Here is a 14,588-nt window from a genome sequence, read left to right as displayed (position 1 = left end):
CGCCAAGAGCCGGCCCGGACGGGTCGCAAACCGAGAATCATCCGGTCTTGTCACCAGACGTTGCGGGCCGCCAGGTATGAGTTTCCTATGCACAACGGCGTCGCGGACGCCTGCAGATCTATGAATCTATGAACCGTCTATGGCGTAACGCAGTGTGATCAGTCCTCGTCGAGGATGAGCGCCATCTCGGGGCACGAGGTGACCCCGTCGCGGGTCAACTGCTCGTCCTCGGGCCGCACGACGCGTTCTTCAAGGACCGAGTAGCCCGAATCGTCAATCGGGAACAGTTCCGGAGCCACCGCGTAACACTGGGCGTGCCCCACGCACCTCGACTGCTCCAGACGAACCTTCAACTGTTTCCTCCCTGGACCCGCGCCAGGCATGCGCACATTAGAGCCGCGCATGTCCATCGAACACACTTCCAAGAGGCTAGCCGAGCGCGCTGCCAATCGGCCACGGCCGGGCTCATGTCGTCGGATTGGTGCACGTTTGCCACGCGTGCGATATTGGGCTGTGTCACCACGGCCCGGCTGGCTTGAAGGCCGTGAAACGGGAAAGCGGACTGCAGAAGAGTCGAATGCATGAGTGTTACCGAGGGCGGCCAGGCCGGCGCGTTTTACCTACCGCGGCTTGAATATTCGACGTTGCCGATGGCCAGCGACCGGGGCCTCGGATGGAAAACGTTGCGCGACGCGGGGCCCGTGGTCTTCATGAACGGCTGGTACTACCTGACCCGCCGCGAAGACGTGCTCGCGGCGCTGCGCAACACCACGGCGTTCTCGTCGCGGCAAGCGTTTCAGTCTCCGGGCAACCCGCTGCCGCTGGTACCGCTCGGGTTCGATCCACCGGAGCACACCCGGTACCGCAGGATCCTGCAGCCGTATTTCAGCCCGGCCGCCTTGGCTAAGGTGCGGCCGGCACTGCTGACCCACACCAGCGCCATGATCGATGCCCTCGCCCCCCGGGGTGAGTGTGAAGCGATGGCCGACTTCGCGAATCTGTTTCCGTTTCAGCTGTTTCTGGCGCTCTACGGTCTGCCGGTCGCCGACCGTGACCGCTTGATTGCCTGGAAGGACGCCGTCATTGCCATGTCGGACCGGCCTTACCCGACCGAGGCCGATGCCGCTGCATCGCGTGAGCTGTTCGAATACCTCGCACAAGCGATCACCGAACGCAAACAGAATCCAGGCCCGGACGTCTTGTCACAGGTGCTCATCGGCGATGACCCATTAAGCGAGATCGAGGTGCTGGGGCTGAGTCACCTGTTGATCCTCGCTGGGTTGGACACCGTGACCGCAGCGGTGGGGTTTTGTCTGCTGGAACTCGCGCGCCGGGCCGAACTGCGCGCCATGCTCCGTGACAATCCCAAGCAGATCCGGGTGTTCATCGAGGAGATCGTCCGGCTCGAGCCATCGGCCCCGGTGGCGCCGCGAATCACCACCCAGGTCGTCGAGGTCGGGGGTATGACGTTACCCGCAGGCTCCCCGGTGCGACTGTGCATGGCCGCGGTGAATCGCGACGGCACGGACGCGATGTCCACCGACGAGTTGGTCATGGACGGAAAAGTACACCGCCACTGGGGATTTGGCGGCGGGCCGCACCGCTGCCTGGGTTCTCATCTGGCGCGGTTGGAGCTGACCCTGGTGGTCGGCGAGTGGCTGAAGAGAATTCCCGACTTCGACCTGGCCCCGGGGTACGCGCCCGAGATCCGGTTTCCGTCAAAGTCCTTCGCGCTCAAGACGTTACCGCTGCGTTGGGGCTGACCTCAGCTAACCTCGGCCGACCCCAACGCGGCGCGGACGGCCTTACCTTCGCCACTCGGTGGCGGCTACCTGCACGAACACCCCGGTATCCTCGGCCATCAGCAGGCCTCGGCCACGCGGCAGCGGACCGCCCTTCATCTTGCCGCGGATGAAGCCCTCGTCCGGATCGGCGTCCATCACCAGCAGTGGCGCATTGGCCTGATGCAGCGCGCGCAGCATCGGGTCGCTGCCCGCCGAAGACCAGCCACCGAAGGTACGGGTGACGATCACGTGCAAGCCGACGTCGGCAGCTCGGTTGACGAACGGAACAACCTTGTGCAACGGCGAATCGAACCCCGGCGGCAGCTGCTGGATGTCGTCGACGATGAGGAAGATCTCCGGCCCGCTCCACCACGAGCGCGACAACAGCTCCTCGGCGGACAAACCGGGCGGCGGCTCACGGCCCGCCAGGCTCGCCGACAGCTCACCCATCATCGCGACAACGCCGTCGAGGTTGTAGGCGAACTTCTCCACATAGTCCGAACCCAGCGCGGTCAGCAGCTGACGGCGCGGGTCGACCAGCCATATCTGCGCGGAGGGCCGTCCGGGAGGCGGCGGCGGCGCGCTGCTGGCGCCGGGCGCGTACAGCCGCCCGATTTCAGACATGATCGTCGCCAGCGTCGTCGTGCGCCCGCATTCGCGTCGACCGGTCACCATCAGGTGCGAGTTCTCGGCGAAGTTGAGGTAGACCGGCTGCAGATCCAGTTCCGATATCGCCCAAGCGATTCCGCCGGCACCCACGCCTTGACGGGTGTCGCGGGCGGCCAGCTCGCGCACCTGTTCCACGCCGAACCGCGCCGGTAGGCGGCGCACTGGCGGGGCTTGGGCGGTTGTCAACCTGCTCACCGCCGCGACCACAGTGTCGCACTCGAAGACGTTGTGGGGCGTGCTGCCCAGCGCCGGGCGAGCCACCAGGGTGTGTAGACCCGCCTGGGGGTCGCTGTCCAATCGGACGTAGTTGACCGCAACCATGCCGCGGCCGGGCTTGACGGGAACGTCCTTGGCGAACCGGGAACGCACCAGCTTGGCGTCCTCCACCGCGGCCAATCGCAGTTCGACCCGGGACCCGAAGCCACTGCGCACCGGGGGCCGCAGCTCCGATTCGCGGTCCGCGGTGACCACCACGTGCACCCCGAACGAGGGGCCCTGGTTGATGATCAGGTTGACCTGCTCGATCAGCACTTCGTTTTCTTCGGCCAGTGCCCGGTAGTTGTCAATCACCAGGTACACATCGCCGAACCCGTCGTTGGGTACCGGCCCGGCTTCGCCGCCGAACTTGCGCCGCCGGAACATCTCCATCGACGCGATGCCGTGTTCGAGGAAGCTTCGTTTGCGCTCGCGCACCAACGCCAGCAATTCGGCCACTGTCCGGCGCACGCCATAGGGGTCGGTGGGACCGGCGACCTCGCCCACATGCGGGAACCGCGCCACTGTTGTCAGCGCGGTGCTGCTGTACGCCAGGCAGTAGAACTGAACTTGCTCGGGAGTATGGGTCAGCGCCGCCGAGCAGATCAGCGTCTGCAGAGCGGTGGTCTTGCCCGAACCGCCCGCACCCAGGATCAAGACGTTGGCACCGGGGCCTGAGGTGTCGACCGTCCACGGTGGCTGATCGTGCTTGAAGGGCCGGTCGATGATCCCGATCGGGAACACCAGATTCCGGGCCGAACCGTAGTCCTTCTGCCACGGGTGGCCGAGGAACCGGTTGACCAGCTCATCGATGGCCACCGGAACGGTCAGCGGCGGCTGCCACAACCGGTAGGGCTCGAACTTGATCTTGCGCAGCTGATCGATGATCACCGTGCCGACCTTGGGGGTCCGCACGCCCTCCTCTTCCTCCTCGGCGTCGGCACCCTCGCCCTCGATCACCTCACCGTTGCCGTGCGCGGCGACCGCCTCGATCTGCGGTCCCCCCACGCTCACCTCCAGCGGCGTGAACGAGTTGGTGAATAGCTGCGGCCGGATGTAGTCGATGTTGTGCACCAGAACCGGGGCTTCGTCACCGTCGATGGTGCCGCCGGGGGCGTAGTAGTCGCGCCACAGGAACTCGGCCTGGAATCGGGTGATGTCCTCGAGGCTCCGGCGGAAATAACCCAGACCGGCCTGTGCCGGCAGGTTCACCGCATTCGGCACACCGGCGGCCTGGGCGGCGCCGGCGGTACGCGCCTTCAGCACCAGGCGATAACCCATGTTCTCCATGAGCTTTTCGGCCCGGCTCTCGATGGTCTGCGAGGCCATCATCAAATGGATCCAATACGCACGACCCTGCCGGCCGATCGAGTCGAGCACGTCGACCGCGGTCGGCATGATCCGGAACCATTCGTAGAACTCGTCGATGACCACCACGAGCATCGGCAACGGCGGCATGTCCTGGCCGCGGGCCCGCATCCGGAGGCGTACCGAGTTGTACTCCTTGGCGTCGTCGACACCAGCGCTGTCGCAAACCGCCTTACGGCGGGCGATCTCGCCCCACAACGCATCCAGGAAGCGTTCCATCAACGCCTGGTCTTCTTCGAGGTCGGTGATGATGCGCGACACATGCGGCACCCCGGCGAACGGCTTGACCGCCGAACCACCCTTGAGGTCGGCCAACACGAACTGCAGTTCCTCGGGCGGATGGCTCAGCATCAGCGACTCGATCACCGTTCGCACCAGCGTGGACTTACCGGAACCCGTCGTTCCGGACATGACGCCGTGCGGGCCGTCACCACCTTCGTCCAGCGACTTCATGTCCAAGAACAGCAGTTCGCCGTTGTCGGAGCGGTTACCGAACGGCGCCCGCAATCGCGACCGGCCCATCGTGTCGGTGCGGTTGCCCCACAGCGAGTCGAAGTCGATGCTGCCCGGGTCGTCGATTCCGTAGTAGGACAAGATGTCTCGGGCACCGATGTGGGCGACCCGCTGACCGATCTCCTCGTAGGCCTCGGCGAGCCGCCACTGCGCCAATTTCTGGGAGAACTCTTCGGCCTCGGCGATGCTCATCTGGTCGCTCAGCGCGAAGAACCAGGCCTTGTCGTCGATGACCATCCAGGTGTCGCGGTCGCGGGGCAGCGCCTCGATCACGCCCTTCTCGTCGAATTCCAGCTTGCGCTCCGGGACGTCGGTCCACATCGAAGAGCCGGTCAGATCGAAGAACGTCACCCCGTCCACGCCTTCGGCGCTGATCACGTACTCCCACTGCGGGTCGTCGACGTCGGCGATGATCACGGTGTGCGGTGTCGGCGTCTGCGCCGACGAGCTGGCGTGCCGGGGCGTGAACGACCCACGTCCGGCGAACAATTCGGCTTGCTCGGCGGCGAACTCGCGGACCGAGCTGTAGACCATCCGCGCATTACCGGCCGCATCGTGACGGCGTGCGTCACCGAAATGCGGAAGCCACTTCACCCAGTCCCACTCGTCCAGATCGGAGCTGACCACGATTAACTGCACATGGTCCGGCCCGTGGGAGAACGTCAGCTGGCAGATGATCGACCGCATCAACCCCAGCACCTGCTCACGGGTCCCGACGAGCGCATACCAGGGCTCAACCAGTAACGAAACCATCTTCGGCAGGTTGTAGACGACGCTTTGATAGCGCCCAAACTCCTGAAGCGCCTTACCGGTCACCGGCTCGAGTTCGATGTCGGTCGGCATGTTCTGCGGCTCGCCCCAGGTCACCTCCGGCCGCGTCATTCCCACGCCGACGCGCACGACGCCGAAGTTGAGGTCCTTACCGTCGGGCTTGCGCTCCCACATCCGGGGTGATCCCACTGCTGCGGCGAGCGTAGTGGGCGCCGGGTGAAACCACCGGTAGTTGGAGTCCATGCTGTCGGCCGATTCCTGGGCCGTCTCGCGCAGCATGTCCAGCATCAACATGAACTGAGCGCGCATCGCGTCCAGCTTGGGACGGCTCATCTGCTGCTGGCCGCCGAACCGGCCGCCGAACATCATCATCATCATCCCGCCGACCATGAAGATCGGGAAGATGGCGCCGGCGCCGCCGAACACGCGTGATCCGCTGGCGAACGTCATCGCGACCATGCCGCCCAGCAGGCCGATCACGACGACGCCCACCACGATCAGCCACCAGGGCTTGCCCTCCGGCGGCGGAATGCTCAGCGGTGTCGGCAGGACGATGTTCTCCGGCTTGATCACCGGCGGCTTTTCCGCGGTCGGCCGGGCAAAACCACGTTTCACTTGGGTACCACCAATTCTGCGGGGGTCATGTCCATGGGTAGGGTGTCGTGTTCGACCAGCGCATCGGCTCGCGAGAGCGTGGGACCCTGCGGCAGCAGTCGCAGCGCCACCCACGGGGCCATGCTCGGGGCCAGGCTCAGACCCAACGCCTCGCGGGCTTCCTTCGTGTCCTCCACCCCGAACCGCGCGCCCGCGTCGGTGAGCCACCACAGCGATTCGGTGGTCTGAGCGGCGGGGTTGTTGCCGGTGACAGCGACGAAGTTGGCGTAGTCGGGTCCGAAATAGACGTGGTCGGCTTCACGGCCGCTCATGTCGGCCTTCACCAGGTCAACCACCTTGTGCATTTCGTGGGTCGCGACCGGGATGGTAGGCCCGGAGATCACCTTGACGCGGGCCCGGTTCTCACCCCTGGTCCGTTCCCACCACCAGCACGTCGACGGATTTTCCCGGATGTCCAGCACATTGAGCGGTTCATCCGGGTAGGCGGACAGATCGATCCTGTTGACGACGGGCATCTTGGCCAACGCCGAGGGTTCCACCGTCACCGGCTTGGTGTTCCCCGGGCGCCCGGCGTTCTGCATGATCTGGGCCACCAAGGGTGGCAGGGTCTGCACCCCGTCGGCTAAGACCAGCGAATACTGTTGCGGCCCACTGATTTGCGGCGTGACGAGCACCGTGCCCACCGGACCGGGAGCACCGGGGAAAGTCGCCGGAGCACCCGCGTTGGGTACTTCGGGCACCAGCAGCTCGGGCCCCACCGGCAGGGCGTCGTAGAGCGCATGGCTCATCGGTCGGGCCTGACTGACCTGTTCCGGCGTCAACCCCAGCGGCAGCAGCACCGAGCGGTTCGTGGCGTCGATGCGCGACCGGCGCCCCTCGCGGATGACCCACGCGTCTCCGCCATAACTGAGCACCACGGCATCGGAACCCTTCAATACCCGCCGGTGGCTGCTGAGATCGGGAGTGCCGTCAATGACGGTGACGGAGACCCCTTGCGACGACCCAAGGCTCGACGAGGTGGACACGGTGTCACACACCAGCCACGACGACGACGGCGGACTCTTCGGGTAGAACTGATTCGGCGCGCCCGGGATGCCCACCAGCGGCCCGTGCGGTTGGCCAGCGATCTGGCTTCCCTTAACCAGATGCGGGTTGTCCGGCCGCCCGGTGATCAGCCGCGCCGATGCCAAGTTCAGCGCGGGATACAGCCGGTCCCCCACCCGGACGAAGAGCGCACCGGAATCCCGGTCGGCGATGATCGGCGACTCGTTCAACTGGCCTGACGGGCTGATGAACGACCACAGCAACGCGCCCAGGCAGATCACCAGGGCCGCGGACACCGATGCCACCACCGCCAGCGTCTGCCGCCGGCCGGGTTCGATCTCCATGCGCACCCGCCAACGGGTCAATGCCATCGCGGTTCGGCGCGCCAGGAACTGATAACCCGTTACCTGGGTCCGCGTGGACAATCCGAGGCCGTACCCCGACCCCCGCTGCCCGCGGCTCTCTTCAGCCACGCTAGATCACCTTCCGGTCTGTTCAGAACGCCTGGATTGGCCAAATATGTGGAGAAATGCTGACGACATCGATAACCGTAGGGCACCCGAAAGGACGGCACCATACGGCCCTTACCGCACTAGATCCCCCAAGGATTCGTCGTGTCTTCATTGCATCGTAGCGACCAATCGCCGTCTCGGCGCGCGGAAATGTTGCGCCCGGTTTAACGTCTCTGAGCTGGGAAGTAAACGCGCGGTGGGGTGAGGTCGCGGCGAACCGGACAAGCTCGACCGCCCCGCCGTCCGCGCGCCGCGGTGTTGGACGCAAGATGGGCGCCATGACTGAGCTCGCGCCGTCGCTGGTCGAACTTGCCCGCCGACTCGGCATCGCCACCGAATACCAGGACTGGACCGGCCACGACGTGCGCGTCTCCGCGGAAACGCTGGTGGCCGTGCTGGCCGCGTTCGGCGTTGCCGCACGCACCGAGGAAGAGCGCAACACCGCACTGGCCGAGCAACTCCGGTCGTACTGGGCCCGTCCGCTGCCGGCGACCATCGTCGCTCGCGCCGGCGTGCCGACGCGATTCTGGGTGCACGTCACTCACGGCGCGCCCGCCGACGTGTGGTTGCGCCTCGAGGACGGCACGGTACGTGGCGGGGTGCAGCAGATCGACAACTTCACCCCGCCATTCGACCTGGACGGACGCTGGATCGGCGAAGCGAGCTTCGTGCTGCCCGCCGACCTGCCGCTCGGGTATCACCGCGTGCAGCTGCGCTCCGGCGACGACGAGACCGACACCGCGCTCATCGTCACGCCGGACTGGATCGGGCTGCCGGAAAAGCTCGGCAACCGCCGAGCCTGGGGCCTGGCCACCCAGCTCTACAGCGTGCGGTCCCGGCGGTCCTGGGGTATCGGCGATCTCACCGACCTGGCTGACCTGGCGCTGTGGTCGGCTTACCGGCACGGCGCCGACTATGTCCTGGTCAATCCGCTGCACGCGGCGACACCGACAATGCCGATGGAGCCGTCGCCGTACCTGCCGACCTCGCGGCGCTACTTCAACCCTCTCTACCTGCGCGTGGAGGCCATTCCCGAGTTCGGCGAGCTGGCCAAGCGAAGCCGCGTCCGGCAACTGCGCATCGACGTGCAGCAGCGGGCGGACCGGCGCGACACCATCGACCGCGACGCCGCGTGGCGGGCCAAGCGCAAGGCTCTCGAGCTGATCCACCGAGTGCCGCGATCGGCCGGGCGCGAGTTGGCCTATGCCGCGTTCCGGTCCCGAGAGGGTCGCGCCCTGGACGACTTCGCCACCTGGTGCGCTCTTGCGGAAAAGTACGGCGGCGACTGGCATCGATGGCCGAAGTCAATGCGGCACCCCGACGCCGCCGGCGTCGCCGGTTTCGTGGACAAACACGCCGACGCGGTCGATTTCCACCGGTGGCTGCAATGGCAGCTCGACGAACAGCTTGCCGCGGCGCAGTGCGGGGCCATCCGGGCCGGAATGTCGCTGGGCATCATGCATGACCTCGCCGTGGGCGTCCACCCCAACGGGGCCGACGCGTGGGCCCTGCAGGACGTGCTGGCGTTGGGCGTGACCGCCGGCGCGCCACCGGATGAGTTCAATCAGCTCGGCCAGGACTGGTCTCAGCCGCCGTGGCGACCCGACCGGCTCGATGAGCAGGAGTATCGACCGTTTCGCGCTCTCATCCGGGCTGTGCTGCGGCACGCGGGCGGAGTCCGGATCGACCACATCATCGGGCTGTTCCGGCTGTGGTGGATCCCAGCGGGAGCGGCGCCGACTCATGGCACGTATGTGCGATACGACCACGAGGCGATGATCGGCATCGTCGCTCTGGAAGCGCATCGGGCCGGAGCGGTCGTCGTCGGGGAGGATCTCGGCACCGTCGAACCGTGGGTGCGCGACTACCTATTCTTGCGCGGCCTGCTGGGCACCTCAATTCTCTGGTTCGAGCGGGATCGGGACGGAAATGGCGGTCCGCTGCCGGCCGAGCGCTGGCGCGAGTACTGCTTGTCGTCGGTCACCACTCACGACCTACCGCCGACGGCCGGGTATCTGGCCGGCGACCACGTGCAGCTGCGCGACTCTCTCGGGTTGTTGACCCGGCCGGTGGAAGCCGAACTCGAGGCGCATCGGGACGATCAGGACGCCTGGGTAGCGGAATTGCGTCGGGTCGGCCTGTTGGCGGACGGGGCCGAAGCCGACCCGGAGCAGACGCTGTTGGCCCTCTATCGATACCTTGGCCGAACGCCGTCACGCCTGTTGGGAGTGGCGTTGACCGACGCGGTCGGCGACCGGCGGACGCAGAATCAGCCGGGCACAACCGACGAGCACCCCAACTGGCGGGTTCCACTGACCGGTCCCGACGGCAAGCAGGTGCTGCTCGAGGACATCTTCACGGACAAGAGGGCAGCGACCTTGGCCGACGTGATGCGAGCCGTGATCGCTCCCGCGATCACCTGAGGATCGTCCTGTTAGCGTCGGATGTCGTGACATCTCTGCGGTGCGTCTCGCGCCGTCGCACGGCGAAAGTCCCGGTGCACCCTGCGGCTGATGCCGCTGATCCCCACGGGGCGCACTGATGACGGCAACGCCCCCGGTGGCGGTGGTCGCCCCGGTTGCCGCCGGAGTCACCGCCGACCCGGACTGGATGACCGCCTTCGCGCTGCACCTCGAGGCCTGCAACTTCGAATCGATCATCGTCGCTGAACACACCGTGCTGGTCACCACGTACGACAGCGTGTACCCGTACGACAGTTCCGGGCGGGTCGGGTTGGCCGCGGACTGCCCGATTCCCGACCCGCTCGATCTGCTCGGGTTTCTGGCCGGCCGGACGACCCGACTCGGTTTGGCCACCGGAGTTTTGGTGCTGCCCAACCATCACCCCGTGATGCTGGCCAAACGCGCTGCGACGATAGATGTCCTCTCCGGCGGCAGGCTGCGGCTGTGCGTGGGTGTGGGATGGCTCAAAGAAGAGCTCGAGGCCTGCGGGGCGGAGTTCGACAGCCGGGGCCGCAGGGCCGACGAACAGTTGGCGGTGCTGCGGACACTGTGGGCCGACCAACCGCACGGCGCTTCTCACCACGGCGAGTTCTTCAGCTTCGACAACGCCATGTGCTACCCCAAACCGGTTGGGCGGCTTCCGATTCACATCGGCGGGCATAGCCGGGCGGCGGCGCGCCGGGCCGGGCGCTTCGGCGATGGCTTCCAGCCCCTCGGCGTGGCCGGGCCGCAGCTCGCTTCGCTGATCGCGCTGATGCGTGAGGAGGCGTCCTCGGCCGGCCGCGATCCGGCGTCCCTGGAGGTCTCCCTGGGCCACCTGGTGACCAAGATCGACAGCGAACGCGCAGCCCGCCTGGTCGATGCGGGCGCCGACCGGATCGTGCTGGGCATGCCGCCGACCACCGATATCGAGCAGGCCAAAGACATCGTGTCGGCTTGCGCCCAGCGTCTGGGATTGACCCCTTGAGGTCTCTTGAGGTCTGATGCCCCTTCCTGAGTCTCCCGCGCCGGCCGATCGGCTGGCGCTCAGCGATCTGGTGCACCGGTATGCGGCCCGCGTCGATGACCGCGAATTCGAGGCTGCGGCCGCGCTTTTCACTGCATCGGCCGAGCTGACGGTGCCCGAGCCGCCCGCCACGTTGACACCGGTCCATTCGCACCGAGGCCAACAAGCCATCGCCACCGCCATAGCGGCCGTCGCCCAAACCATGCGTACCGAACATGCGATCGTCGGGGAGGTCTATGACCAGGCTCCGCGGCCCGGTGTCGCGCGAGGGCGCATCACCTGCATCGCGCACCACTGGAGCCGGCGCGGCGACGACCTGGTCGACGTGGTCTGGCATCTGCGGTACGACGACGAGTACCAGCTGACCGATCGGGGCTGGCGGATCAGCAGCCGCACCTTGACGATCAACGCCATTGAAACCCGGCCGGTACGCCGGTTGCTGCCGCGCCAGCAACCGTCGGTGTGAGCGGCTGCCGACTCTGCCTTCCTGCGCTTCCATGCCACGGCAAGCGAAGTCGTTTGGCCATGCGGCATTTCGGTAGTTCCGAAGGTGCTGGCCAGTCCCGTCGGTTGCCCTCGGAGACCTCACAGTGGAGGAGGCGTTCATGGGGAGCATTTCGCGCAACTTGGCCTCGCGGCCGCCATCGGCGGACTGCTCTCGTTCGGCGCCGGTCTGACCGTCCAGTGAATGACGTTGCGGAAGCCCTTCACCTTGATCAGTGACGAGACGCGGACGCCTTCGTCGATCGTCGACGGCACCGCCTCGCGCCACCCTGCGAATATCGTCATCCATTCGTCGAATCGGTGCAGGTCGGAGGCGATTTTCCAGGCCGACTCCGGATCGACGTTAGATGGACCCAATGCCGTTGCCGCAGAACCGGTGCCACCGGCCGTTGGCCCGACGCCCTGCGGCTAAATTCCTTTCCAGGCGGTATCCAACTGAGTGGCTACGTCAATGACCTGAGCGGCCTGCGACTGCGGTGAATCGATCTCCTCAGCGACGTACTGGGCGATGAAACGCCGGATCTCGCCGTCGACACCGGCCAGAATGCGCAGCACCTCCCCGCGAATCGATTTGGACGACACGTTGACCGTGATATCGGAGGGCCGCGGTTTGGCGACGTCGACGATCAGCAGCAGGGGCTCGGCAGCACGTGCGGTGGCGCGCAGCGCGATATCGCCGGCCACCTTGAACCGTTGCTTGTCGAGCCGGAGGTCCAGCAGCAAGTCGATCGATAGCGGAATGTGGATCACAAATGTGATGAGGTCACCGAGCTTTCGGGTCACACGCGGCTCGTTGATCTTGACATGCGCGCTGACCTTGGCGATCCCTCCGGGGCCCTGGGCGATCGGTTCCATGTCGAATTCGCTGCCGGCGATTTCGGCGAATGATGCCGCCACCCGCTCCGGTGTGACGGCAACCTCGAAGAATCTGCGGCCGAAGTCTTCATAAGTGAGGTAGTCGTGATGTTGCATAGGCTTATACCGTCTCACGTCAACTCCCGTAACGGTCGCTGATCGGTTCGCGTCGCGCGAAATTTGACGTCAGATGTGCCAGCGGACGGGGTCCCCACCGTCGCGGTGTGATCTGCGACATCTGCCGCGCGTTGTGAACAACGCCACAAGCGGCCGCTTCGATTCGATAAGTCGGGCGGCGGCCTGCCACGCTGGAAGTACCTGGAGGTGTTTGGAGTCTCATGTGCGCCCACGAAAATCCTGATCAGCGCTCGGTCGTAACCCGGATCGAGGGCCTGCTGACCTGGCTCGGCGGCGGACACTGGGGTGAACTCGGTGAGCGTCACGAGCGGTCCGCCCACGCCGTTGCCGGGGCCGTGGTGGCCTTCGGATCCGGGCTGGCCTGGCTGGTGGCGAGCTTGGCGGTGCGCGAATCGACGGGCTGGCCCGCGTTGGCCGTCGTTGCCGTGACGCTGGTGTTCGCGCTACTGGTCGGCGCGGTGGTCCGCGGTACCGCCGGCGGACCCGGCCGGGGCCGGTCCAGCATCGCGGGCCGCGCCGGGGTCGCTCTCGCCGTCGGTGTCGTGGTCGGCGAGCTCGCCGCGCTGGTTGCGTTTTCCGGTTCCATCGACCAGCGCCTCGACGAACGGGCCCTGCGCAATGCCGACTCCGTGCCGGTCGTCGCGCAGGCGTCGGCAACGCTGCAACAGTCCCGTGCTGCGCGGGCCGCGCTCGACAACGGGGTCGAACAGGCTCGAGGGCATCTGGACACGGCTCTGGTGGTCGCGCGCTGCGAATACCACCCCACGCCGGGTTGCCCGCAGACCAGGATCACCGGCGTTCCCGGTCAAGGACCCGAAACGCGAACGGCTAACGAGCTTCTCGCCGATGCGCAGCGTGAATTGGACAATGCGTTGGCGGCTCGCGACCGTCAGGCACCCGACCTCGACGCGCGGGTGCGGCAGGACCAAGAGGCCCTCAACACGGCTCGCCACGCGGTGGTGGCCGACGCGGGTCGCGGGCTGGGCACTCGCTGGGTGGCGATGAACGACGTAACCCTCGCCAGCGCAGGCGCGTTGGTGCTGCGGGCGCTGCTGGTTGCGTTCTTCGCACTGGTGTATCTGCTGCCGCTGATCCTGCGGCTATGGCGTGGTGAGACGACACATGACCGCCACGCGGCCGCGCGCGCCGAGCGGGACCGCGCCGAACTCGAGGCCGAGACCGCGATCGCGATCAAACGCGCCGAAGTTCGCCGCGCTGCCGAAATCATGTGGGCCGAGCATCAGCTGACCCAGACCCGCCTGGCGATCGAGGCACAGGCCGAAATCGACCGGGAACAGCAACGCCGTCGTGTCATCGAAGCGCTGGAGCTTCCGGTGCGCGCGTCGTCGCAGCGTCATTTCGAGGCAGTCGAGCCAGTCGAGGAAGTAGAGGAAGACATGTATCTGCCTATCGCGGCCGAAGCAGAGGCCGCCAGCCGCGCCGTCGCCCAATTGCCGGCTGGAACAGCGGATCGCCTCGCTCAAACCCCGGAACAGCTTCCGGCGCAGGTCGACTCGGGCGGCACCGTGGCAGCGGATGAGACCGAGCGCGGGGGCCCGCTGATTCCGTCGATTCCGGACGCCACCAAGGCTGCGGCGCGCTGGATTCGGCCGTTGATGCCCCCGTTCGTGGCACGGGTGATCGACAACACCACTCAGCCGTTGCGCACCGCACGTCAGGTGTTCGAAGAGGTCGAAGAAATCGCGTTTTCGTTCAAGCGCACCCGCAAGGTCACCGTCAACTCCGAAAGTTCCGACAGCTCCGACAGCTCCAACAGCAGACGTGACCAGCCGACGCCTCAATCCCCTGTCGCGGAGGCCCCGGCCGGCGTGAACCGTATCGAATCGTCACGTGGCGAGGCCGATACCGGCAGCTACGACGGTAACTACGAGGGGCTGAGCCCCAACGAGCGATACCGGTCGTTGGAGCAATCTCCGGAAGATCTGGCCGGGTTGTCGATGGGACCGACCGGACGTGCGAACCGGCGTGAGCTGGTCGGGCGGGAGGGGCCGGCCTGTCATTTGCCACCGGGAAGGGACCACTGGTTTGCCACCAGCTAGGGACCACCTGTTTGGCTCAGCGAGCATGATGT

General features: G+C 66.4%; 9 protein-coding genes and 1 pseudogene. 5 read left to right on the top strand and 5 right to left on the bottom strand.

The window, feature by feature from the left end:
• Positions 1–158: 158 nt before the first annotated feature.
• Entirely contained in the window at positions 159–353 is a 195-nt protein-coding gene (locus AWC07_RS09285) for a ferredoxin (protein ID WP_036410140.1), read from the bottom strand.
• 228 nt (positions 354–581) lie between these two features.
• Between AWC07_RS09285 and AWC07_RS09280 the strand changes: the two genes are divergently transcribed.
• Positions 582–1,763 carry a cytochrome P450 gene (locus AWC07_RS09280; RefSeq protein WP_036410131.1) on the top strand — a complete coding sequence of 394 codons (1,182 nt, stop codon included), beginning with the start codon at positions 582–584 and terminating at the stop codon, positions 1,761–1,763.
• 42 nt (positions 1,764–1,805) lie between these two features.
• Here the strand turns inward: AWC07_RS09280 and AWC07_RS09275 are convergent, their stop codons facing one another.
• Complete coding sequence (locus AWC07_RS09275; protein WP_036410132.1) at positions 1,806–5,975, bottom strand: type VII secretion protein EccC; 4,170 nt, start codon at positions 5,973–5,975, stop codon at positions 1,806–1,808.
• On the bottom strand, positions 5,972–7,492 hold the full coding sequence (eccB, locus tag AWC07_RS09270) for a type VII secretion protein EccB (protein WP_036410133.1): 1,521 nt from the start codon (positions 7,490–7,492) through the stop codon (positions 5,972–5,974). Before eccB ends, AWC07_RS09275 begins: the two co-directional genes overlap by 4 nt.
• Before the next feature lie 317 nt (positions 7,493–7,809).
• Between eccB and malQ the strand changes: the two genes are divergently transcribed.
• The 3 genes from malQ to AWC07_RS09255 all read left to right on the top strand — a co-directional run bounded on the left by malQ (position 7,810) and on the right by AWC07_RS09255 (position 11,465).
• Positions 7,810–9,954 (top strand): 4-alpha-glucanotransferase, encoded by a 2,145-nt coding sequence (gene malQ, locus AWC07_RS09265; protein WP_036410141.1) that lies wholly within the window; start codon positions 7,810–7,812, stop codon positions 9,952–9,954.
• A 118-nt stretch (positions 9,955–10,072) separates the two neighbouring features.
• Positions 10,073–10,960, top strand: coding sequence for an LLM class F420-dependent oxidoreductase (locus tag AWC07_RS09260; protein ID WP_036410134.1), 888 nt, complete (start codon positions 10,073–10,075; stop codon positions 10,958–10,960).
• A 16-nt stretch (positions 10,961–10,976) separates the two neighbouring features.
• Positions 10,977–11,465, top strand: coding sequence for a nuclear transport factor 2 family protein (locus tag AWC07_RS09255; RefSeq protein ID WP_051507812.1), 489 nt, complete (start codon positions 10,977–10,979; stop codon positions 11,463–11,465).
• A 209-nt stretch (positions 11,466–11,674) separates the two neighbouring features.
• On the opposite strand, the pseudogene AWC07_RS28595 reads toward AWC07_RS09255, so the two are convergent.
• Together AWC07_RS28595 and AWC07_RS09245 are read right to left on the bottom strand one after the other, a co-directional pair.
• A pseudogene (locus AWC07_RS28595) lies at positions 11,675–11,860 on the bottom strand (type II toxin-antitoxin system Rv0910 family toxin); the annotation flags it as partial.
• Positions 11,861–11,911: 51 nt separating this feature from the next.
• Positions 11,912–12,475, bottom strand: a complete 564-nt coding sequence (locus AWC07_RS09245; protein ID WP_023363964.1) for a hypothetical protein — start codon at positions 12,473–12,475, stop codon at positions 11,912–11,914.
• 221 nt (positions 12,476–12,696) lie between these two features.
• On the opposite strand from AWC07_RS09245, the gene AWC07_RS09240 reads away from it, so the two are divergent.
• Complete coding sequence (locus AWC07_RS09240) at positions 12,697–14,556, top strand: DUF4407 domain-containing protein (RefSeq protein WP_036410136.1); 1,860 nt, start codon at positions 12,697–12,699, stop codon at positions 14,554–14,556.
• Positions 14,557–14,588: the final 32 nt, after the last annotated feature.

Source organism: Mycobacterium gastri (genome assembly GCF_002102175.1).
GTDB classification, from domain to species: domain Bacteria; phylum Actinomycetota; class Actinomycetes; order Mycobacteriales; family Mycobacteriaceae; genus Mycobacterium; species Mycobacterium gastri.
Note: the sequence above shows the minus strand (reverse complement) of the source record. Positions and strands in the feature narration are given on the sequence as shown.

Excerpts from the sequence above, each read along its gene's own strand:
- AWC07_RS09280 (WP_036410131.1), top strand. The coding sequence starts at position 582 with ATGAGTGTTACCGAGGGCGGCCAGGCCGGCGCGTTTTACCTACCGCGG.
- malQ (WP_036410141.1), top strand. The coding sequence starts at position 7,810 with ATGACTGAGCTCGCGCCGTCGCTGGTCGAACTTGCCCGCCGACTCGGC.
- AWC07_RS09260 (WP_036410134.1), top strand. The coding sequence starts at position 10,073 with ATGACGGCAACGCCCCCGGTGGCGGTGGTCGCCCCGGTTGCCGCCGGA.
- AWC07_RS09255 (WP_051507812.1), top strand. The coding sequence starts at position 10,977 with ATGCCCCTTCCTGAGTCTCCCGCGCCGGCCGATCGGCTGGCGCTCAGC.
- AWC07_RS09245 (WP_023363964.1), bottom strand. The coding sequence starts at position 12,475 with ATGCAACATCACGACTACCTCACTTATGAAGACTTCGGCCGCAGATTC.
- AWC07_RS09240 (WP_036410136.1), top strand. The coding sequence starts at position 12,697 with ATGTGCGCCCACGAAAATCCTGATCAGCGCTCGGTCGTAACCCGGATC.